Genomic DNA, 21,606 nt, shown 5'->3' with positions numbered 1-21,606 from the left:
AATGAGTAATAATTTGGCTCAGATTAAAAATTGGGAAGAACTTTCGACGCATGCTAACAGCAGAATCATTGACGCTAAAGGCCCTAAAAGGTTAGGTAAAGTAGCGTTATTTGTACTTGTATTTTTTATCATTTTACTTTTCCTTCCGTACCGGCAAACCATACCCGGACGTGGTACCGTAACAGCCCTGCGTCCTGAAGACAGGCCACAAACCGTACAAAATCAAATTGGCGGTAGAATAGAACATTGGGCAGTGAGAGAAGGGCAGGAAGTAAAGAAAGGTGATACCATCCTGGTTATTTCAGAAACCAGTCAGTCGTATTTTGACCCGGAATTACCAACACGACTTAATGAACAGCTCGATGCCAAACGGGGTAGCGAAACCGCAGCAGCACAAAAAATGGATGCTACACGTTCTCAGATCGATGCATTAAGCGACGGTTTACGTTTCCAGATAAAGGCTGCAGAAAATAAGGTGCTCCAGGCCAGGAATTATTTAAGCATAGATAGTGCTGACCTGTTGGCTGTTCAAAAATTTTATGAAACGGCAAAAGTGCGTTTAGAGCGCTATGAAGCTGGTTATAAAAATGGATTATTCTCGCTAACAGATATTGAAACAAGAAGATTAAAACTGCAGGAAGATAATGCCAAAGTAATCAGTCAGCAAAATAAATTAGGCAACTCACGCCAAAATTTATTGAATTCGATTATCGAACTGGATAATATCAGGGCAAAATATCAGGAATCATTAGCAAAGGCACAATCAGACATGAGTTCGGCAATTTCAAGCCGGGCCAGTGCGCAGGGAGAAATTTCAAAACTAAGAAATGATATCTCAAATATTAATGTAAGGAGAAGTTTATATGTTGTTCGTGCACCACAAAGTGGATATGTTGTAAAAACACTTAAAGCGGGTATTGGCGAAAATATTAAAGAAGGTGAATCAGTAGCCACTTTGCAACCGAAATCGCCTATGGTAGCGGCAGAATTATATGTGAGTGCCATGGATGTTCCATTGATTTTAGATACGAGCAATGTTCGTTTACAGTTTGAAGGCTGGCCTTCGGTTCAGTTTTCGGGCTGGCCATCGGTAGCAGTAGGTACATTCGCCGGAAAAATATTTTCAATTGATAAAGTGAGTAGCTCCGATGGGAAGTATCGTGTGCTAATTAGTCAAACCAACCCTGTACCGGAGAATGATGAACCCTGGCCACCTCAGCTACGTCAGGGATCAGGTGTTTATGGCCGAATTATTCTTAGATCGGTTCCATTGTGGTATGAAATCTGGCGACAACTTAATGGTTTTCCACCAAGTTTGGACAGAGAACCTGCTAAGAGTTTGACAGATGCAAAATAAGAACAATTTAACATGAATATAAAATTGAAAAGCTTTGGCATTTGCTTGATATGGATGATGTTAATCAGCCAACTTGCCGCTGCACAATTGAAACCGAATGCAGTAATCAAAAAAAATTACGATACCGCCCGGGTTTTTTCTTTGGAAGATTTGCAAATGCTTGTATTCAAATATCATCCAATTATAAAACAAGCTGCATTACTGAGCGAGGCAGCACGGTCAAATGTATTGCAATCATTGGGTTATTTCGACCCAACACTTAAAGCCGGTTTCGCCAGAAAACTATTCGGAAATACTGAGTATTACAATAAATGGGATAGCGAGCTTAAAATTCCTTTATGGCTTGCCGGCGCCGACTTAAAAGTGGGTTATGATCGCAATGTCGGGACGTATGTAAACCCTGAAACCAGAACAAATAACCCGGGCTTATCAGCAATTGGTATCAGCATTCCCCTAGGTCAGGGATTGATCATTGATGCCCGTAGAAATACCTTAAGGCAATCGAAAATTATGGTTGAGTATGCGGAAGCCGATCAGTTAAAACAAATTAACAGCGTGTGGTACGGCGTAGCCAAAGATTACTGGAACTGGTATTATGCTTACAAGCAGTTTGAACTCATTGAAGAAGGATTGGATTTGGCCGAACGCCGCTTTAAAGCGCTGAGCACACAAACGGTATTGGGCGATAAACCCGGAATAGATTCAGTGGAAGCGTATATTACGGTACAGGAAAGAATGATTCAGAAAGAGAAAACGGCTATTGAACTGCAGAATGCCCGTTTGGTATTGTCAAACCATCTATGGAACGAAAACGGAAACCCGTTGGAACTTCCAGCAGATGCCTTGCCGCAAAATATTACAGAAGTACCCAATCGCCTAAATCCCCTGGTGTTAGATACTTTATTGGGCCAGTCGGCGAATCAACATCCCGATTTGGTAAAATTGAGAACCAAGGGAGCGCAACTCGCCATAGAAAGAGGCTACCGCCAGGAACTGCTCAAGCCAAAACTAAATGTAATTGGCAACCTGATTTCCAACCGCACAAATTTCAACAGCAATATTCCTGGTTATTATGATTTTAACTGGAGCAATTATAAACTGGGTGTAGAATTTGCCTTTCCACTTTTTTTGAGGTCTGAACGGGGGAAACTTCGTGAGGTAAAAATCAAGCAGCAAGAGTTAAGTTACGAATTGCAGCAATCGGGCAGGGAAATCCGAAATAATATTTTGGCTTCTTACAACGACCTTTCGGCCTATTCCGCACAGCTGGCGGTACAGCAAAAAAGCATCGAAAATCAACAGATTTTAGTAACCGGAGAAAATCAGAAATTTACACTGGGTGAAAGTACCCTGTTTTTGATTAACAGCCGAGAAACGAAGTTAATTGATATGAAAATCAAGCAGGAAAGTATGATTTCCAGTTATCAAAAAACCATTGCCGAATTGTATTACAAAGCGGGAACAAGGCAGCTCGAAAACTTTAACTAACTTATTTCCATGAAGATATTCCGGTAAACTAGTTTACCGGAATATCTTTTTTATGCTTTTCAGCAAATTCTGTAGGCGTTAATTCGAACTGGGTAAAAAAGCATTTGCTAAAATACGAGTGCGAGTTGAAACCCACCATATAACCAATTTCTGCAATGGTATACTCCTGCTCTACCAACAGTTTAGCGGCAGTTTTTAACCTGATCAATCGCACAAATTCATTGGGTACATGCCCGGTTTTGGCCTTAATTTTTTTGTATAAACTCGATCGGCTTAAGCCCACTTCCCTACCCAAATCTTCGACAGAAAGCTGAGGATCAGAAATTCTGGCTTCGATAATCTGCGTTATTTTTTCAAGAAACTTTTTATCCCGATTACCGCTAATTAAAATTTCAGTGCCTTCAAGCGGGCTTTGCGCAAAACGCTGTTTTAAATTCGATTGCCGTTCGAGCAGGTTTTTAATAATCAACGAAAGCTGTTTCCATTTAAAAGGCTTGGAAATGTAGGCATCTGCCCCACTTTCCAAACCTTGTATTTCGGCTTCGGTATTGGTTTTTGCAGTTAATAAAACGACAGGTAAATGGCTGTAAGCAATATCATTTTTAATGATTTTACACAGCTCAATGCCATCCATAAACGGCATCATCACATCAGATATAACTAAATCAACCTGGTGATTATCCAATTGCTTCAGGGCCTCTTTTCCATTTTTTGACCTTAAAACATGATAACCTTCGGCCAGGAAACTTTTCGAGAGAAAATCCAATAATGATGGATCATCTTCTACCAGGAGCACAGATTGTTTTCCTTCCCGCTCTTCTGCAATTTCTTCAAAATCGCTGCTCAGGGCAATTTCGTTTTGCATAAACGGAATCAAAACGGTAAAAATGGTTTTTACGCCCTCTTCACTTTTTACTTCAAGCTTGCCGCCATGTTTCTCACTCAAAGATTTTGCAAGTGCCAATCCGATACCGGTGCCTCCAAGATTGGTATAATGATGCTCCTCGGTAGAAACCTTGAAAAATTTCTTAAAAATCGAATCCAACTGGGCTTTCGGAATGCCGATTCCATCATCTTCCACACTGATCGAAATCATTTGCTGTCCATCATCAGCGGTATGCAGCTCGTTCACTTTTATTTCCAGCTTATTCCTGGCGAACTTAAAAGCATTGATCAACAAATTACTCAAAATCTTCATTAAAGCTTCCGGATCAGCATCAATATCAAGTTTTTGAAAAGCACTTACTATCGAAAATTCCAGGCCTCGCTTGGTAGCAATTGGCGAAAAACGATCGCGAATGCTGTTAACCAGATAAATGAGTTCTACAGGTTCTGGATGAATTTCAAAAATATCACTTTCGATACGCCTAAAATCAAGTAGCTGGTTCACCAAAGTAAGTAAACGGTCAGAATTTTCTTCCATTACCTGCAGCTGATCCATTGCTTCCCGATCCTTTTCCTTCCGCGACAAAAGTTTTTCCAGTGGCGCAATAATTAACGACAGCGGTGTTCTGATTTCGTGCGCCATGGCTGTAAAAAACTCAATCTTTTGTTTATAAAAATCTTGCTCATTTTTATTTTTAAGTCTTTCCAGTTTAATTTCATTGCGTTTACGCTCCTTTTCATATACATACCGGCGAAGCCAGAATGCGCCAAATATGAAAACTAAAAAGTAAAAAATATAAGCAGGTATAGTTTTATAGAATGGTGGAAGAATGGTGATTTTAATACTCGAAACTTTGCCAATGTCAGCACCTAAATCATCAATTACTTTGACCTGAAAATTGTATTCACCTGCAGGCAAGTTGGTGTAGGTTGCTTTCCGCTGGCTACCCACATTGTTCCAGCCCTTATCAAAACCATCCATTTTAAAAGCATACTGCAACTTATTAGGTGCAATAAAACTTAGTGAAGCATATTCAATACTCAATACAGATTGATTGTAATCCAGCACCACTTCATTGGTATAGTTTATGGAACTTTTCAGCGGACTTTGTTCATCGTTTAAATCTAAATCCTTGTTAAACAATTGAAAGTTAGTAAATGAAACCTTTGGCGTTGAAGTACTGTTTTGCACCTGATCAGGGTAAAAGGCATTGAAACCGTTTATCCCACCAAAATAAAGCTTGCCCGATGAATCTTTGTAAAAAGCTTTGTAGTTGTATTGCTGGCTTTGCAGGTTATCCCATTTCCCAAAGCTCCTTTTTACCTTCGTTTTCGGATCAAATTCAAAAATACCGCTGTTGGTAGAAAACCACATCTTGCCTGCATTATCTTTTACAATGCCATAAATTACGGCACTTTTTATCCAGTTTTCGTCGGCTGATGATTTGAATTTGCCTGTCTTTTTATTCAGCACATTCAGGCCGCTTCCATCTGTTCCCAACCACAAGTTGCCTTCGCCATCATCAAGCATACAAATGATTTTGTTTGAGCTGATGGAACCCGGTTTTCGGGAGTAGGCATATTGTGTAAGCTGGTTATGGGTATCCATCCTAATCAAGCCATTATCGTAGGTGGCAATCCAGATCACATTATCTTTATCCTGATAAACCTGATAAATGCAGCTCTTATCCAGATTTTTTCCTTTGATGCGAATGAACCGGTCATTTTGCTGATCATAAAGGTTTAGGCCAGAAATAGTTGAAACCCAAATTCTACCTTGCCGGTCTTCTTCAATGGAATAAACACTGTTATCACTAAGCGTAGCCGGATTTGCAGGGTCACTTTTATATCGTTTAATTCGTCCGGTTGCCGGGTTGAGGATATTTAAACCACCGGTATACATGCCTACCCAGATGTTACCCGATTTATCTTTATAAAGCGCATGAATGTTATGATAAGAAAGACTGTCTTGCCCGGCTGAAAAGGGAAATTTTTTGAAGGTTTTGTCAATCGCGTTAAAATAGTTTAGGCCTCCATCTTCCGTTCCAATCCACATTTGGCCAGGCTTGGTTTCTAAAAAAGCACTAACCGCATTTCCAGAAAGGGAATTTTTCACTCCCGAAGGATAATAAAATTCAAATCCGGAACTGCCTTCATGATAATAATTTAAGCCGCCAAAATAGGTCCCTACCCAAATGCCACCTTCCTTATCTTTAAAAACATTGTAAACTGCATCATCATTGATGCTGAATGGATCATTATTTTTATTCTGATAAACCGTGAAGCGGTTGTTTTTGCGATCAAATATGTTTAAGCCTTTTTCAGTACCCAGGCAAATGTAGCCAGGCTTTGGCTCATAAATTGTTCTAACAATATTATCACTGATGGAATTTCCAGAAGATTTTTGGTAAATGGTAAAGCTACCGGTCTTTTTATTCCAGAGATTTAAACCACCTGCCATCGTTCCGATCCAGATGTCGCCATTACTATCTTTGTACAAATCAAGAATTACGTTGCTTGATAACTTTGAGCTGGATGAAGTGCTGTAATGCCGTATTTGATTTGTTTTAGGATTCAGTACATCAATCCCTTTTCCATAAGTACCCAACCAGATATCTCCCGCATCATCCTGCAGTATTTTTGGCACCTCGTTAGAAGATATTTTAGTTGCCGATGAGGTTGAGAAATGTTTTAACTGTTGTGTTTTGGCAGAGAAGCAGTAAACTCCTTTTTCTTTCGTTGCAATCCATATGTTGCCATCCTTTGACCGGATTATATCATTAACAAAGTAATTTTGAAGTGGTTTAAAAAGGGTAAATTTCTCTGTTTGCAGGTTGAAGATGTAAATCCCTTCATCGGTACCAATCCAGAAAGTTTTTGCATCGTACTTAAATATTTTACGGATAAAATTATTACCAATGCTGCCCGAAACACCTTTTTGGTATTGGAAAGATTTAAAATCATAGCCATCAAATCTGCTCAAGCCATATTTGGTACCAAACCACATGTAACCTTGCTCATCTTGCTCAATATCCCAAATGGTGTTGGCACACAGGCCATCGGAAACAGTATAATGCCTGAAAAATATTTTTTGCGCCTCGGCTATTGGTGTAAAAAAAACACCAAAAAAAAGTAGCAGGGCTATCGCCCTGCTTAATTTTTTGATTTTCATAAATGGCTAGATAGGGATTACAAGATAGTAATCTTTAACATGCTGCTTAACTATTTTATGTCATTTAGTTTCTTAATCAGGTCGACCTCTTCTTTTTTATACGGTGTTCCATCTTTTCTAAAAACCTCATGAAACCATTCTTTAGGTTCTTCGCCATTTGGCAATGGCGTATCCCACGCATACTTAGTGTTTGATTTTCCGTCAACCAAACCCCAGTTAATGGCGCCAATGTTTTCTTTTTTCAATATTGGCATTACGTTTTCGAAACGGCTGCCTCTGGTACGGGCCATATATTCCGTACAAATCATCGGTCTTCCGTGTGATCTTAACATATCAATTACGCGTTGGTGCCACTGCGGCTCTTCGTAATCGTGGTAAGTAATCACATCAGAATTTAGCGCTTGGAAGGCGTTTAGTTCCTTATAATCCCAGGCCCAAAGCCCTACACTTATTGGTTGATCCGGATTTACAGCTCTTGCCCAAGTAAATACCGCTTTAAGTAGTGGGTACGAACTTGTCAGTTTCCCCGAATTGCCTGGTTCGTTGTATAAATCCCATAACAAAATACGTTTATCTGATTTAAATCGAGTCATTACATCTTTTACATATTTTTCCAAAGCAGGGAAATTTGCTTCCTGTTTTGAATCAGGATCGCCCGGATCTTGCACCCAGCCAGAATTATGAATCCCTGGTTTCGGAGCTGGTTGTTTACCCGGCTTAGCCTGTTTGTTCCAGCAATCATCAAAAAACACAAAAACCGTTTTGATTTTATGTTTATCGGCAATGGTTAAATATTGGTCTACTCTTTTCTTGAATCCTTCTTTGTCCTGTTTCCAGGCTAAACTGTGCAAATACACCCTCATGGTGTTGAAACCAATACTTTCTGCCCATCCAAGTTCTTTATCAATTGTAGCAGCATCAAAAGTATCTGCCTGCCACATTTCCAACTGGTTGATGGCTGTACTCGGCAAAAAATCTGCCCCGTTAATCCATTTGTATTGTTTGTACCAGGCATTAGCTTTCTCTATCGACCAAACTTTGCCCACAACAGGTGTTGCTTCCTGAGCGATTGCAACTGTTGTAATGGTACACAGTGCCAGTAATAAGTATTTAAAGTATCTGTTCATATGATATAAAATTTAGCTGATCATCAGCCGGAAATATTATTTGTTTTGTGATGGAATTTTAAGTGCCTGATCAGTTTTAAGGGGAATACCAAAATTAGGAGATCCATCAGCATTCCAGGTAAATTTTTGTGCCCTCGGCGATCGTTGTCCGCCGCAGCCCTGACCTGGGCCAGAGTTTGCATGGTACAAAATCCAATCTTCTTTCCCATCTGGCGATTTAAAAAATGAATTATGTCCTGGTGCATAAACGCCATTTTCTGGCGATTGCTTAAAAACGGGCTGGGTATTCTTTACCCATGAGTTTACATCCAAAATATCTTTACCTTTCAAAGTTAACATGCCAAGTGCATAAAAATCTGTCCAGCAACCACTGGCCGAATAAATCAGAAAAACTTTGCCCTTGTTAATTAATATCTGCGGGCCTTCATTTACATCAACATGCGGTGGGTTTCCAGGATCGTTCAAATCACCATGTTTTTCCCATTCAAATTGTGGCGACGAGATTTTGTGTCTTGCACCATCAATTGTCCAGGGGTTTTTCATTTTAGCAATATAAATTTCCTGTTTCTGGTTAATATCGCCTTCCCATCCGGCCCAAACCATATAAAGCTGTTTTTGATACGTAAATACTGATCCATCGATGGCCCATTTATTTGTGGCATCGCCCACTTTGCCCTTAAAAACCCAATCACCTTTTAACGGATCTTTTGATGAATTTTCAAGTACATACATTCTGTGGTTGTTGTTATTGCCGTCATCAGCAGCGAAATAAACATACCATTTACCCGAAATATAATGAATTTCCGGTGCCCAAAGCTCTTTTGAATATGCTGTATTGGGAGGTGGTACAAAAATGGTTTTCTTCTCCGCTGTTTTCAAATCAGCCAGATTTTTAGTTTTCCAGATGACCAGTTTGTTTTGCATGGAATGGGTATAATAATAATAGCCATCTTTATAAATGCTCCAAGGATCGGCTCCAGAGGGAAGCAACGGATTGGTGAATGTTTGCGCAATGCTTACCTGAGCAATAAAAAGAACTAAAAAAGCAAGGGCAATTTTTATTTTTTTTAGGTGTTTATTCATATTACTTTTCTCCAGAAGGTCTGCTAATTTGTAATCCGGTAGCCACTGGCACGCCAAAATCAGGACTGCCATCGGCCTTAAATGTAAATTTCTGCATCCTCACATTCCTTTGATCGGCACAACCCTGGTTGGTTGCAGAGTTTGCGTGGTAAATAATCCAGTTTTCCTTGCCATCCGGAGATTTAAAGAAGGAATTATGACCTGGACCAAAAGCATTACTTTGCGGTTGTTTAGTAAATACCGGCTGGGTTGATTTTGTCCAGTCTGCTTTTACCAATGGGTTTCCTCCGGCTTTTAACGCCAGCTGTCCTAAAGCATAATCATCTGTACCACAGTAACTCGCAGAATAAATAATAAAAGCCTTATTATCTGGAGAAACTAAACCTTGCGGGCCTTCATTCACGCCAAAGCCATTCTTCTCCCAGGTAAATTCTGGCTCTGTTAACTTTGTTGCCGTTCCCTCTAAGGTAAAAGGATTTGTCATTTTGGCGATGTAAATATTTTGTGTCAAATTCACATTTGTTACGTCAGGCCTTCCACACCAAAGAAAATACCTGCTTCCATTTACCTCCAGCACCGAACCGTCTATTGCCCAAAAGTCAGCACTTGGACTAAAGATTTTGCCTTTATCAACCCAGGTTCCTGTTGTTGGGTCGGGGCTGCTATTTTCCAAAACCCAGGTTCTCTGGCTCAGGTCGGCACCATTGCCTGCGGTGTAGTAGATGTACCATTTACCATCAAAAAAGTAAAGTTCCGGGGCCCACACATTCCTTGAATTTGCTGCGCCAGCTACCGGCGTAAAAACGGTTTTCGGTACTGCAGTACTCAACTTAGACATCGCCGTAGTACTCCATAAATTAATGGAGCTGCCGTTGGTTTGAAGGTAATAATAAACACCATCCTTTTGAAAAACGGAAGGGTCTGCCCCATTCATCAGCGGGTTGGAAAAAGTACTTACTGTGGTCGGCGGTTCAGGAGTAACAGGTGTTGGATTACTTGACTTTCCACAGGAAAGGCTTACGGAAATAAAAAGTGCAAGCCAAAGCATGTGAAGGTTTAATCCCTTTGGGGTGAATTTGTTCATAATAGGAAATGTTTAAAAGGTTAGAAGCAAGCCACTAACCTTTTTTAATTAATATTTAGGATTTTGCGTTAAATTCGAGTTTAAATCAATATCACTTTGTGGGATTGGATAAACCTCGTGCTTGCCAACAATAAACCCTGTAAAATCAGCATCTCTTGTAGCTAAAGCAGGACTTAAATCGCCCCAACGTTGTAAATCAGCCCAACGCCATCCTTCTCCGGCCAGTTCTGTTAAACGTTCGTGTTTTAATTGTGTTAAAAACTGTGCCTGGTTTAAGCCCGGTTTAGCAACTGTTAAGGTAGCTAAGCCAGCTCTTTGTCTTACCCTATCAACCAATGGATAAGCTTCAGCAGTTCTGTTTAAACCGTTCAAACATTCGGCATACATTAATAATACATCAGCATATCGAATTAAGCGATAGTTATTTGGAGAACGGAATCCTTCCTGATTTTTCCAGTGATCATTTAACAACTTACGGAACCATACACCATTCGCATCAGGACCAGTTCCATATCTGCTTTGGAAAGTTTGGCCGTAAACAATAGTAGCAGTTGGACCAACAGGGTTTGCATTATTAAAAATGAATGATGCAGCTAAACGAGGATCTTGAGCATTGCTAACCGTTCTTTCCTGCAAAAATTCATCAATCACCCATCTGCGGGCAGCACCATCAGAAAAACCAACACCCGGAGGCGCAAAGAACTGAGAAATGGAAGTACCTGTGTTATTTATTCTTGATTCATCCACATCATCATCAGTACTTTCTGACTGGTTTTCACTGAATTGAATTTCGAATACAGACTCACTGTTATTCTCTTTGGTAATGATAAAGTTATCACGATAATCGGCAGTTAAAGCATATGTTGAACTTCCGGCACCGGTTACCAGGTAAGCGAAAGCATCTGCAGCTTGCTGATACATTTTTTGTTGTAAATAGGTTTTACCCAATAACGCATAAGCGGCGCCTTTGGTTGCCCTTCCTAAATCAGCAGCAGGATAACTTACTGGCAAATCAGCTATAGCTTCAGTTAAATCTTTGGCAACTTGTGCATAAGCCTGAGCAGTTGTTGCATTCGCAGGAACATCTTTTGGCTGCGAAGGTGTTAACATTAAAGGCGGTCTGCCGTAGTATAGCGTAAGGTTAAAGTAGAACAACGCTCTTAAAAATTTAGCCTCAGCAACAATTCTCTTTTTAGTAGTTTCATCCATCGCTATGTTAGGCACATTTGCAATCACCTGGTTTGCTCTAAAAACGCCAACATAAAGTGTTTGCCAGGTTTGCGCTGTTAAACCATCATTATAATTGGTTTGATTAAAGCGCATCAAGTTGTTTAATCCACCGTCGCCGCCAGATCCAAAACCTTCATCAGATTTTAAAATTCCGTGGTAAAACATCCAACGGGAATATAAACTTGCTGTACGGTAGAATGTACTGTAAACGGCATTGATACCTTTTGTGGCATCGTCTCCGGTTTTCCAAAAACTTGCAATGGTTGGTGCATTCGGGTTCACCGCATCAAAATCTCTTTTACAACCTGCCAGTGCAATAATGGTTGCGGTTAATATGAATATGTATTTTTTCATGATTTGTTATAATTAATTAGAAACCTACGCTTAAACCAAATGAAATAATTCTTGATGAGGGATAATTTCCATTATCAACTCCTGGCTCAAGATTTGGATTTGCACCCACAACATCAGGATCAAGACCACTGTATTTAGTAATGGTGAATAAGTTTTGTCCACTCACGTATAATCTTGCACTGCTAATGTTAGCTTTTGAGATTAATTTTTGAGGGAAACTGTAACCTAACTCTACATTACGCAATCTTAAAAATGAACCATCTTCAATCCAGCGATCGGTATTGCCTCTTGCATTTTCGTTGATTCCTCTATCATTTGCAGCAAACTGATAGCCTAATCTTGGGAAAGTGGTATCGGTATTACCAGGTGTCCAGGGGTTAATTGCTCTTCTGTAATTTGAGTTTCCGTAGCTATCTAAATCTCTTAGTACATCATTATATAATTTTTGTCCGAAAGCACCATACAACTGGATTGACAGACTAAAATCTTTGTATCTCGAATTAAATTGTAAACCAGAAGTGAATTTTGGAAAAGCTGAACCTGCAAAAACGCGATCTTTGTCATTAATATCATCATTTGTACCACCATCAATGGTATTTACATAACGGATATCTCCTGGCTTGGCATAAGCACTTTGTGCTTTGTGTGCGTTAATTTCTGCCTGATTTTGGAAAATTCCATCAGTTTTCAATACGTAATACTCACCAATTGATCTGCCAACCTGTGTTCTGGTATTGCCCGATTGAATGTAATCTTTAGGTTGACCAGTTTCAGTATCGATACCTAAATTACCTAATGATAATACCTTGTTTCTAACAATACTGATGTTTCCGGCGATATCCCATTTAAATTCGCCGTCTAATCTTGGGCGATAACCTAAATTTAATTCTAAACCTTTATTCTGGATCGAACCGATGTTAACGATTGGATCTCCCTGTAAATTACCAAGGTATCCTGGCAAAGGTTGGCTTAATAGTACATCTTCTGAAACAGAACGAAACGCATCAAAATTGATTGTAAACTGATCTTTAAAGAGCGATGCATCAAAACCTAAGTTGGTTGTTTTTTTCTTTTCCCATCTCAAATCGCCAGAAGCCAGTTTAGCCTGAATTGCACCTGGATTGGTTACCTGTCCGCTGCCTAAAACCACATCTGGTGCCTGGTTAAGGAAACCAATGAACTGATATGCACCTAAAGTATTTACACCAAGCACACCATAAGAAGCTCTTAATTTTAAATCTGAAACCCAATCCACCTTAAAGAAATCCTCTTTAGAAATTCTCCATCCTAAAGCGCCTGAAGGGAAATAACCCGTTCTAAACTGAGGAGAGAATCGGGAATCTTTATCAGCACGGAAAGTGGCGGTTAATAAATATTTATCATCATAGGTATAGTTTAAACGACCTAAATAAGAATCTAACAGGTTTTTATATCTGGTTCCTGAAGATGTACGACCTTCACCAGCTGTTGAAGTCAAAGTATCAAAATATTCACCTCCAAACTGAGCCAGTTTAATTCCACTACCAAAAGTGTTATCGGTTTGTGTAGTTTGTTGCGTATAACCTACTACCCCATTAACGCTATGTTTACCAATAACATAGTTGTAGTTCAAAGTATGCTCTAAAAGGTAACTTAAAAACTGGTTGCGGTTATCGCTCAGCTGACTAAAATCAGGCGATTGATTTTGGTACCATGAACCATCTTTTCTGATCGATTTACTTTTATCAAAACTGGTTTCGATACCTGCATTGAATTTATAGTTTAAACCATCAATGATCTTAAAATCAACATAAGCATTACCTATTAATTTCGCAAAGTTCGATTTTACTGAAGTGATATTGGCAATTGCTACCTGGTTACGCGAAAAAGTATTGATGTTACCGTTTGATCCGTAACCCCAGCCACCAGGATTATTGGTACTGATTAATGCATTATCCTGAACCGGAATTAATGGCACACTTGAAAACATATCATACCATGGGTTACCAGCAAAAGCGCCACCTTGAAATGGTGATTTCGATGTAGATGATGAGAATGCGAGGTTTTCTCCAAATTTAAATCGTCCTTTTGTAGTTTCTGTATTTACACGAAAAGATGCACGCTCAAATTCTCTGGCAATAAGCACACCTTTATCTTTAAAATAACCACCTGAAATTAAGTATTTCGAGCTGTTACCTCCGCCAGAAATACTGGCATTATAATCCTGAACAGAACCCGTTCTTAGGGTTTCATCTACCCAATCCGTGTTAATTCTGCCATTGTAGTTGGCCACTCCTGGCTGAATAGCCATGCCTGATGCCTGATAAGCACGTGTATTGGTTGCAGCATATTCTGCAGCATCCATCATATCGTAAGTTTTTGGAACTTGAGAAATGCTATATCTGCTTGTAATATTAATTTTAGCTGGTCCTTCTTTACCTTTTTTAGTTGTAATTAAAATCACACCGTTACCCGCTCTTGAACCGTAAATTGCAGCTGCAGATGCATCTTTCAAAATCTGAATATCTTCCACATCATTAGGACTAACGGTAGTATTCGGGTCGGCAATCATTCCATCTATCACATAAAGCGGACTTGCATTACCAAAGGTTGCCAAACCACGAATGTTAACAACAGCCTCCTGCCCTGGTGCACCCCCATTTCTTACGGCAACACCCGGTGTTTGCCCCTGGAGTGCCTCCGGAAGAGATCGGGAAACCAATTTCTCTGTATTTCCTGTGCTTACAGAACCGGTGGCACCTGTTAAATCTTTCCTTCTGATGGTTTGATAACCAATCACAACTACATCATCTAAAGCGGTATCAGATGATTCAAGTGTAACGTTTACAACTATATTGCTACCTACCGCAACCTCTTTAGGTGTAAAGCCAATATAGTTAAAAACTAAGGTCGCATTTTCGGGGACAGAAATACTATATTTCCCCATTGCATCGGTTACAACGGCTCTTCCAACACCTTTAATACTTACTGAAACGCCCGGTAAGGTTTCTCCGGTAGCAGCCTTTACGGTTCCTGTAATTTGAGTGTCGAATTTATTTGCCTTAATTTCAAAAGCGTTTACTGTTGCTGCAGCGGTGTAACCTGGAGAGATTATTGCAGCTACAACAAATGGCAGCGCAAGTATTCCTTTTAGGTTACCAACCTGATGAACATGAAATAGATTGAGTAAATTTCTTTTTTTCATAATATTTACATTTGGTTTTGGTTAGCGGAGTGTAGAGCAAACTTGCCATTACAAGGGCAGTTCAGAATAGATTTTCGCCTTTTCTTCATAATTTGAGATGAGTTTATAAGTGGTTAGTCGTGTCAAATCTGTAGAAGATTTAACTAGAGCAATGTTAATGCTTTGAGATTGGAACAGGTATAAAATTTGTTTCTAAAGCTATAACAAATGTGGATTCAAAATAGAAATATAGCCTTGGAAGCGATAAAATGAAGTTTTTGAAGATTAATTTTTATAGCTATTCCTAAAAACCAGTTTAGTAGAAACAACACCGTTAATCCCAAAATTTTAAATGTCAAAAACTATATTTAAAAATATGGCATTATATAAATATCGCCCATTCAATAAATTTTATAATTTTACCAGCTAATACTACAATACCTGATGCCAATCCTTTCTCTTTCACCAAAAGATCTGCAAACCTATCAAAAGCAAATTTCACAGCTCGGCAACACCGAAGATAGTTTTGCGGTAATTAAAGAATTGCATCAACGCTTAACCATTAATGAAGCTGAATTAAAAAAACTCGAATTTGCCGTTAATCTTTTAAAAATTCAGGGTGATCACGATTTGCAAAAAGATGCTGTTAAAAAACAACACCAAAAACTTAAAGATATTCGCCAAACCATTGATGACAGGATTCTGATTGTTGAGCAAAAGCTATATTTAGGTATTCCTGATGATCTTGATGAAATGGAACAACTGATTGTTGAACAAGAAGCCATCGTTGCCGATCAGGAGAAACTTAATGAAGATGAACTTTCGTTGCTCGACAGCATGAGCCAGATTGATGTTGCTTTTGGGAAACAACTGGCTGAGATCGATCAATCAAGATCAAATCGAGAAATTCCATTGAAAGCGAAATTAGAAAGAGAATTATCACAGGTTGAAACTGCCCAGAAACAAACTGAATTGCGATCAAAAATGTTATCAGTATTGCCAATGTTGGTGATCCCTATTTTGTTAGATTTCATTGCTTCCAAAATTGGTATTAATGGCTCCGGCCCACTAATTTTTTCACATTACATCTTTTTGATTTCGTTAATTGCAATTCAAATATTTTTCGCTGACCAGATTCGGCTTAAAATTTATGCTTTCTTAGCGGTTAAGCAATGTGAGTTATTTTTTAAGCAAATTTCTGACCAATTTGATGAACTTGAGAAGGCCAAAAAGCAAATTGAAACCAGGCATAGTATTAAATCTGAAGACATACTTAGCTTAGATATGAGTTAGTACGCTTCAAAACTTCGTTACAAGCACCATTAATTTGGTTTTCCCTATTAATTTCTAATCCCAAATACTGTAAAAATCATTTAATAATGAGATTTCAGTATGTTAAATAAAAGCCTAATTTTAAGTAAACAATTAGGCCCGGCGTTTATTTATAAGATTATTTTAAGAAATGATAGTAAAAAAAACCATAACACTCAAAGGCATTTTCGAATTTGCTGGTCACCACATTTATTGGCTCATTGCCTACATGTTCATCGTTTCCGTATTGTACAAAGTAGTGGGCTGGCAGTGGATTTCTATTCCATGGCTTCCCGTATCGTTAATTGGTACAGCCGTAGCATTTTATCTTGGCTTTAAAAACAATCAATCTTATGATAGAGTTTGGGAAGCACGGAAAATATGGGGTGGCATTGTAAACAGTAGCAGAAGCTGGGGTGTGATGGTAAATTCATTCATCTTAAACAGTCAGCTCACCGACGAGGAAATTAAAAAGATCAAAACCAGATTAATTTACCGTCATATTGCCTGGCTATATATTTTGAGAGAACAATTATTGGTTTCCACACAATGGGAACACGTTAACCTCAAACATCTTTTCGGGAAAATTGCATTGCAACGCAGAGAGCGATTTGGTGTTGGGCAGTTTAAAAATTACTTAAACGAAAAGCAAAAGGCAAACTATTATGCCGACGCGGCTGAATGGGATTCGGCAGCGAATAAAGCCACACAAATCATCAACTTACAGTCGCAGGATTTAGCGCAGCTTCATGAAGCTGAAACCTTACACATGCGAAGACAATTAGAGCTCCAAAAGGTATTATCTGATTTTTACGATCATCAGGGTAAAGCAGAACGCATTAAAAAATTCCCTATTCCCCGCCAATACGCTAACATGAGTTTTATTTTTACCTGTATTTTTATTTTCCTTTTGCCATTGGGCATCGTGGCAGAATTTGCAAAATTAGAAGAAGCAGGAGTTTGGTTAATGATTCCTTTTGGAACCATTGTGGGCTGGATTTATGTAGTAATGGAGCTTATTGGTGACTATTCTGAAAACCCATTTGAAGGTTTAGGAACGGACATCCCTATGCTTTCCATTTGCCGCACCATCGAAATCGATCTGTTGCAAATGCTGGGCGAAACAGAACTGCCACAACCCATACAACCTGTTAACGACATTTTAATGTAAGTAAAATCTTTCCAAAAAAAATTAAACAAACATAATTAATGCATACGCTTTTACCCTTTTTATTAGCAATGATAGCCGCCATTGTTCTATTGAACATGTGGGCTACCAAACTAAAAGTAGCCTATCCTATTTTATTGGTTATCGCAGGCTTATTCATCAGTTTTATTCCGGGTTTGCCGACGGTTAAAATTGATCCAGACCTGATCTTTTTTATATTTCTGCCACCTTTGCTTTTTGAAGCCGCCTGGTCAATTTCTTTTAAAGAAATGAAAAAATGGTGGCGTATAATTGGCAGCTTCGCCTTCCTGGTTGTATTTTTTACAGCGCTGTCAGTTGCTTTGATTACCAATTATTTAATCCCTGGATTTACCATTGCGATAGGTTTTTTATTGGGTGGTATTGTTTCGCCACCAGATGCGGTAAGTACCGGTGCCATCATGAAATTCGTGAAAATTCCAAGGTCTACCTCCGCCATTTTAGAGGGAGAAAGTTTACTAAATGATGCTTCATCGCTGATTATTTTCCGTTTTGCCTTGGTAGCAGTAGGCACAGGGCAATTTGTTTGGCAAGAAGCTGCAGCAAGTTTTATCTGGATGGTACTTGGAGGTGCTGCGATAGGTTTAGTATTGGCATGGATTTTTGTTCAGGCACATAAACGCTTACCAACCGATGCACCATCTGACATTGCTTTAACACTCATTGAGCCTTATTTTATGTATTGGGTAGCGGAACAGGTGCATAGCTCAGGTGTAATGGCAGTTGTATGTGGTGGCCTATACATGTCAGCGAAACGACTCGTATTTTTAAACAGCGCCAGTAGGATAAAAGGATACAGCGTTTGGGAAAGTTTCGTTTTCATACTAAATGGCGTGGTGTTTATGATTATCGGCCTAGAACTGCCGGAAATTGTTGGCGGTATTAGGTCTGAAGGCATTTCTTTAAGCACGGCTATTAATTATGGCTTGTTGGTTACAGCTGTACTTATTGGCGCCAGGATGATCAGCTCTTATGCGGCTTTGATAGCCACAACCATCTTCCGGCCAAGTGTTCGACCACATGCCTCCTCGCGGATAAGACGCTGGATGATGCCGCTTTTATTGGGATGGACGGGTATGCGGGGCGTGGTATCACTCGCAGCAGCATTAGCCATTCCGGTTACGCTCAATGGCGTTGCCTTCCCACATAGAAATCTAATTCTCTTTATCACTTTTGTGGTCATATTGTTAACGCTATTAATTCAAGGATTAACCCTGCCCTATTTTATTAAACGCACACGTTTTTTTGATGGTGTATTTGGCCTCGAAAATGAAGAAGCAACCAGGCTGAAAATGAAGCAAGGCCTTAAACAACATGTTTATCAAGAGCTCAAAAACAAATATGAAAATGGTTTACAGGGCAATGAGAAGATCGCAAAAATACTGAAACAATGGGAAGAACGGGCCAAGGCTGCTGATGACAGCTGGATGAATGACGACACCAAAACCATTTTTGTGGAACTTTTAGATAGCCAACGCGAATATTTGGTTGAACTAAATAAAGATCCAAAAATAGATGAGGAAATTATTCGCCAGCAATTGTATCAAATTGATTTAGAAGAAGAACGATTGAAAATTATTTAGTTCCTTCTAACTAATTCGACAAGAGTAGCCGCAAATACAATTTAAAGTTTTCCATCGGGATCAGTTGAAAAGGTTTTTTATTCAATTGATCCCTAAAAATATTTATGAGCCAGCCTATTTAAAATCGGGCACTTCGAAAATGTATCCGCCAAATAAAATGTAGGCCCATAATAATGTCCAAAATATATTAAACAATTGTGCCACACCAAATACCACGGCGGGCTTACCTTCCTGAAGTTTAACCAGCGATGAAAGCTTGGCTTCCATGCCAATGGATACAAAGGCCATAGCAAACCAAACGGTTCGCAAACCACTTAATGTAGGAACAACTGCTTTGGAGGTATCTGCAGTCAAGAGAAATGAAAATATGAGTGATGCGGCAATAAAGCCGATTACAAATTTTGGAAATCGTTCCCAAACAATTCCAATGCCGTTCTTTTTTTGAACAGCAATTTCTCCATTTGTATTTTTAGGTTTTTTATAAGCCCACCATATCGCGATAAAAAAAGCGGCGACACCAATGAAAACGTTTTGAGAAAATTTGGCAATTACCCCAGCTTTCACGGCAATGGGTCCAATCAAATCTCCCGCAGCGGTTACGGTTGCCGTGGTATCCAATGTTCCGCCTAACCAGGCACCACCAATAACTTCGGGAATATTAAAAAATTTAACTGCCCAGGGTTGCAAAACCATCATCGGAATGGCTATGATTAAAACCAGTGTAGTTACGTAAGATAGTTTTCGCTTATCTCCGTTGATGGCTCCTGCCGCTACAATAGCAGCCGAAACGCCGCAGATAGAAACCGCAGATGCCAAAATCACACCGAATTCATCATCTACCTTCAGTTTCCGGCTCAACCACATCGAAAAAAACCAAACTGCACTAACCACCACAACAGCCTGTAAAATTCCGGGTAAGCCAGCTTTAACTAAATCAGCTGAAAGTATTGTTGTGCCTAGAATAACGAGGCCAGTTTTAATGTAAAATTCTGACCGAACAGCTTCTTTCAACCCCAGGGGAAGCTGAACGAGGTTGCCAAGCAGAATACCTATGAGCAGCGCAAATACAACATATTCCAAACCATAGTAAGAAACGTTTTTATTTCCACCAATGAGGAATGATAAAATAGATACCACATAAATAAAAGTAAAACCAAGCATGAATCGTTTAACCTTACCTCCTGATAAAGCAATTGCGATTGTTGCTAAGGAGAGAAACACCGCCCAAACACCTAATATTTTCGAAATGTTTTTTGCAGTAAATATTTTTTCTGAAAGATCATTTACCGTTGCCCACTTGTAAACCGGCAAATCAATTTTTAGCCCCTGCGTATGGAAATAAACAATAGCAGCAATTAAAAATCCGCCCAATATTACCGCCCACCAATCTTCGGTGAGGAAATTTAAAAACGGTTTTTTGGGAGTAATTTGATCATCATGGGTTAATTGTTGATCAGCTACAGAAATGGGCATGGGATGGTTTTCTTAGATGTATGTTCGATTAATTTGATTTGACTACTGCTGCGGTAACCATCAACTGGCCAAGGTGGCGCATGGTGTGTTCAGCTCCATGGAAGAGCAAACCTAAAACGGTTGAAGGTAAACCTGCTCTCCCGATTCCTCTAAATGCTGTCAGCGTGGTTGTATCGGTTTCCCGAAGTTGCTTCATTGCTTTTTCAACTTGCTGGTCAAAACGATCTACCAGTTGCTGCACTGAATAACCGGCTAAACAATCTTTCCCCTCTTCTTCCAATTGTTCGAATTGAAAAGGAGTCAAAGCCTCTGCCCTGGCGTAAGTAAAAACACGATCCAAAACGCCGGAAAGATGTTGTAAATGGAAGCCTACTGAAGCCATTCCTGCAGGTTTAATCCACAACAGCTCGACTGGAAAATCTGTTAAATATTCATGTAGTTCTTCCTGCGCTTGTAAAATGGCATGCCCAACGGGTTGCAATAAAGGTTCAAGATCAGGTAAAGGGCCTCTTTGCCAGACTTCTAATTTTGCCATAATAATTTTTCTTGTGGCTAATCTATGAAATTGGAAGAAGCCTAAACCCTATCAAGCGTTAATTTTACAGAGCTCATTCAAAATTAATCAAGTCGCCATTTCTGCAAACCTCGCTGTACACCTGGAATTTTTTTCTCAAGTTCCGTTTGAAGATCCGCTGAAATATTCAAAAACTCAAATGCTTCCTTTCCATTAGAAAGTTTAAGTTCTCCTCCGGCTAATTCAATCCGCTGAATGAGATCTTTTCCCAATTCATGTTCTATTAAGCTGCGCTTCGCTTTGTTCTTTAAGTTGTTTTGAAATTGTCCGATTGTTGCCATGTTATTTTAATTAGTTAATTTCTGGAACAAATGTATTAAAAAAATAAAAAGACTACAAAATCTATAGACTTTATATTTTTTTATTATATCTTTGAACCATCATCTGATAGAAGCTGCTTAATTCTATACGATTCTTCTATATTTGATTACCTAGTCATGTGGCCGAGTGGTTGAGGTACAGGTCTGCAAAACCTTTTACGGCGGTTCGAATCCGCCCATGACGTCTACTAGAAA

14 protein-coding genes and 1 tRNA gene are annotated in these 21,606 nt (G+C 39.3%); 6 read left to right on the top strand and 9 right to left on the bottom strand.

Annotation, left to right across the window (positions count from 1 at the left end):
* The first annotated feature begins 1 nt into the window (after position 1).
* Together R2Q70_RS05320 and R2Q70_RS05315 are read left to right on the top strand one after the other, a co-directional pair.
* Complete coding sequence (locus tag R2Q70_RS05320) at positions 2 to 1,357, top strand: HlyD family secretion protein (RefSeq protein ID WP_316806614.1); 1,356 nt, start codon at positions 2 to 4, stop codon at positions 1,355 to 1,357.
* Between the two features lie 12 nt (positions 1,358 to 1,369).
* On the top strand, positions 1,370 to 2,845 hold the full coding sequence (locus R2Q70_RS05315) for a TolC family protein (protein WP_316806613.1): 1,476 nt from the start codon (positions 1,370 to 1,372) through the stop codon (positions 2,843 to 2,845).
* A 28-nt stretch (positions 2,846 to 2,873) separates the two neighbouring features.
* Here R2Q70_RS05315 and R2Q70_RS05310 read toward each other — a convergent pair whose 3' ends face one another.
* The 6 genes from R2Q70_RS05310 to R2Q70_RS05285 are packed head-to-tail and all read right to left on the bottom strand — an operon-like array spanning position 2,874 to position 14,964.
* Entirely contained in the window at positions 2,874 to 6,902 is a 4,029-nt protein-coding gene (locus tag R2Q70_RS05310; RefSeq protein ID WP_316806612.1) for a two-component regulator propeller domain-containing protein, read from the bottom strand.
* 50 nt (positions 6,903 to 6,952) lie between these two features.
* On the bottom strand, positions 6,953 to 8,029 hold the full coding sequence (locus R2Q70_RS05305; RefSeq protein WP_316806611.1) for a cellulase family glycosylhydrolase: 1,077 nt from the start codon (positions 8,027 to 8,029) through the stop codon (positions 6,953 to 6,955).
* A gap of 36 nt (positions 8,030 to 8,065) precedes the next feature.
* On the bottom strand, positions 8,066 to 9,112 hold the full coding sequence (locus R2Q70_RS05300; RefSeq protein WP_316806610.1) for a glycoside hydrolase family 43 protein: 1,047 nt from the start codon (positions 9,110 to 9,112) through the stop codon (positions 8,066 to 8,068).
* Position 9,113: 1 nt separating this feature from the next.
* Complete coding sequence (locus R2Q70_RS05295) at positions 9,114 to 10,196, bottom strand: glycoside hydrolase family 43 protein (protein ID WP_316806609.1); 1,083 nt, start codon at positions 10,194 to 10,196, stop codon at positions 9,114 to 9,116.
* Between the two features lie 48 nt (positions 10,197 to 10,244).
* Positions 10,245 to 11,780, bottom strand: coding sequence for a RagB/SusD family nutrient uptake outer membrane protein (locus R2Q70_RS05290; RefSeq protein ID WP_316806608.1), 1,536 nt, complete (start codon positions 11,778 to 11,780; stop codon positions 10,245 to 10,247).
* A gap of 16 nt (positions 11,781 to 11,796) precedes the next feature.
* Entirely contained in the window at positions 11,797 to 14,964 is a 3,168-nt protein-coding gene (locus R2Q70_RS05285; protein WP_316806607.1) for a TonB-dependent receptor, read from the bottom strand.
* 423 nt (positions 14,965 to 15,387) lie between these two features.
* Between R2Q70_RS05285 and R2Q70_RS05280 the strand changes: the two genes are divergently transcribed.
* The 3 genes from R2Q70_RS05280 to R2Q70_RS05270 all read left to right on the top strand — a co-directional run bounded on the left by R2Q70_RS05280 (position 15,388) and on the right by R2Q70_RS05270 (position 19,044).
* Positions 15,388 to 16,236 (top strand): hypothetical protein, encoded by an 849-nt coding sequence (locus tag R2Q70_RS05280; protein WP_316806606.1) that lies wholly within the window; start codon positions 15,388 to 15,390, stop codon positions 16,234 to 16,236.
* A 169-nt stretch (positions 16,237 to 16,405) separates the two neighbouring features.
* Positions 16,406 to 17,425: a bestrophin family protein gene (locus R2Q70_RS05275; protein WP_316806605.1), complete on the top strand. Its 1,020-nt coding sequence runs from the start codon at positions 16,406 to 16,408 to the stop codon at positions 17,423 to 17,425.
* 38 nt (positions 17,426 to 17,463) lie between these two features.
* Complete coding sequence (locus R2Q70_RS05270) at positions 17,464 to 19,044, top strand: Na+/H+ antiporter (RefSeq protein ID WP_316806604.1); 1,581 nt, start codon at positions 17,464 to 17,466, stop codon at positions 19,042 to 19,044.
* 114 nt (positions 19,045 to 19,158) lie between these two features.
* Here R2Q70_RS05270 and R2Q70_RS05265 read toward each other — a convergent pair whose 3' ends face one another.
* The 3 genes from R2Q70_RS05265 to R2Q70_RS05255 all read right to left on the bottom strand — a co-directional run bounded on the left by R2Q70_RS05265 (position 19,159) and on the right by R2Q70_RS05255 (position 21,372).
* Positions 19,159 to 20,517 (bottom strand): YeiH family protein, encoded by a 1,359-nt coding sequence (locus tag R2Q70_RS05265; protein ID WP_316806603.1) that lies wholly within the window; start codon positions 20,515 to 20,517, stop codon positions 19,159 to 19,161.
* Between the two features lie 28 nt (positions 20,518 to 20,545).
* Positions 20,546 to 21,052 (bottom strand): DinB family protein, encoded by a 507-nt coding sequence (locus R2Q70_RS05260; RefSeq protein WP_316806602.1) that lies wholly within the window; start codon positions 21,050 to 21,052, stop codon positions 20,546 to 20,548.
* Positions 21,053 to 21,135: 83 nt separating this feature from the next.
* A complete protein-coding gene (locus R2Q70_RS05255; protein WP_316806601.1) occupies positions 21,136 to 21,372 on the bottom strand; it encodes a hypothetical protein in 237 nt (78 codons plus the stop codon).
* Positions 21,373 to 21,524: 152 nt separating this feature from the next.
* On the opposite strand from R2Q70_RS05255, the gene R2Q70_RS05250 reads away from it, so the two are divergent.
* A tRNA-Cys gene (locus R2Q70_RS05250) sits at positions 21,525 to 21,596 on the top strand.
* Positions 21,597 to 21,606: the final 10 nt, after the last annotated feature.

The sequence above is a fragment of the Pedobacter agri genome (assembly GCF_032678665.1).
GTDB classification, from domain to species: domain Bacteria; phylum Bacteroidota; class Bacteroidia; order Sphingobacteriales; family Sphingobacteriaceae; genus Pedobacter; species Pedobacter agri_A.
Note: the sequence above shows the minus strand (reverse complement) of the source record. Positions and strands in the feature narration are given on the sequence as shown.

Bases quoted from the DNA above. Each gene is read 5' to 3' on its own strand.
- R2Q70_RS05320 (WP_316806614.1), top strand. From the start codon at position 2: ATGAGTAATAATTTGGCTCAGATTAAAAATTGGGAAGAACTTTCGACG.
- R2Q70_RS05315 (WP_316806613.1), top strand. From the start codon at position 1,370: ATGAATATAAAATTGAAAAGCTTTGGCATTTGCTTGATATGGATGATG.
- R2Q70_RS05310 (WP_316806612.1), bottom strand. From the start codon at position 6,902: ATGAAAATCAAAAAATTAAGCAGGGCGATAGCCCTGCTACTTTTTTTT.
- R2Q70_RS05305 (WP_316806611.1), bottom strand. From the start codon at position 8,029: ATGAACAGATACTTTAAATACTTATTACTGGCACTGTGTACCATTACA.
- R2Q70_RS05300 (WP_316806610.1), bottom strand. From the start codon at position 9,112: ATGAATAAACACCTAAAAAAAATAAAAATTGCCCTTGCTTTTTTAGTT.
- R2Q70_RS05295 (WP_316806609.1), bottom strand. From the start codon at position 10,196: ATGAACAAATTCACCCCAAAGGGATTAAACCTTCACATGCTTTGGCTT.
- R2Q70_RS05290 (WP_316806608.1), bottom strand. From the start codon at position 11,780: ATGAAAAAATACATATTCATATTAACCGCAACCATTATTGCACTGGCA.
- R2Q70_RS05285 (WP_316806607.1), bottom strand. From the start codon at position 14,964: ATGAAAAAAAGAAATTTACTCAATCTATTTCATGTTCATCAGGTTGGT.
- R2Q70_RS05280 (WP_316806606.1), top strand. From the start codon at position 15,388: ATGCCAATCCTTTCTCTTTCACCAAAAGATCTGCAAACCTATCAAAAG.
- R2Q70_RS05275 (WP_316806605.1), top strand. From the start codon at position 16,406: ATGATAGTAAAAAAAACCATAACACTCAAAGGCATTTTCGAATTTGCT.
- R2Q70_RS05270 (WP_316806604.1), top strand. From the start codon at position 17,464: ATGCATACGCTTTTACCCTTTTTATTAGCAATGATAGCCGCCATTGTT.
- R2Q70_RS05265 (WP_316806603.1), bottom strand. From the start codon at position 20,517: ATGCCCATTTCTGTAGCTGATCAACAATTAACCCATGATGATCAAATT.
- R2Q70_RS05260 (WP_316806602.1), bottom strand. From the start codon at position 21,052: ATGGCAAAATTAGAAGTCTGGCAAAGAGGCCCTTTACCTGATCTTGAA.
- R2Q70_RS05255 (WP_316806601.1), bottom strand. From the start codon at position 21,372: ATGGCAACAATCGGACAATTTCAAAACAACTTAAAGAACAAAGCGAAG.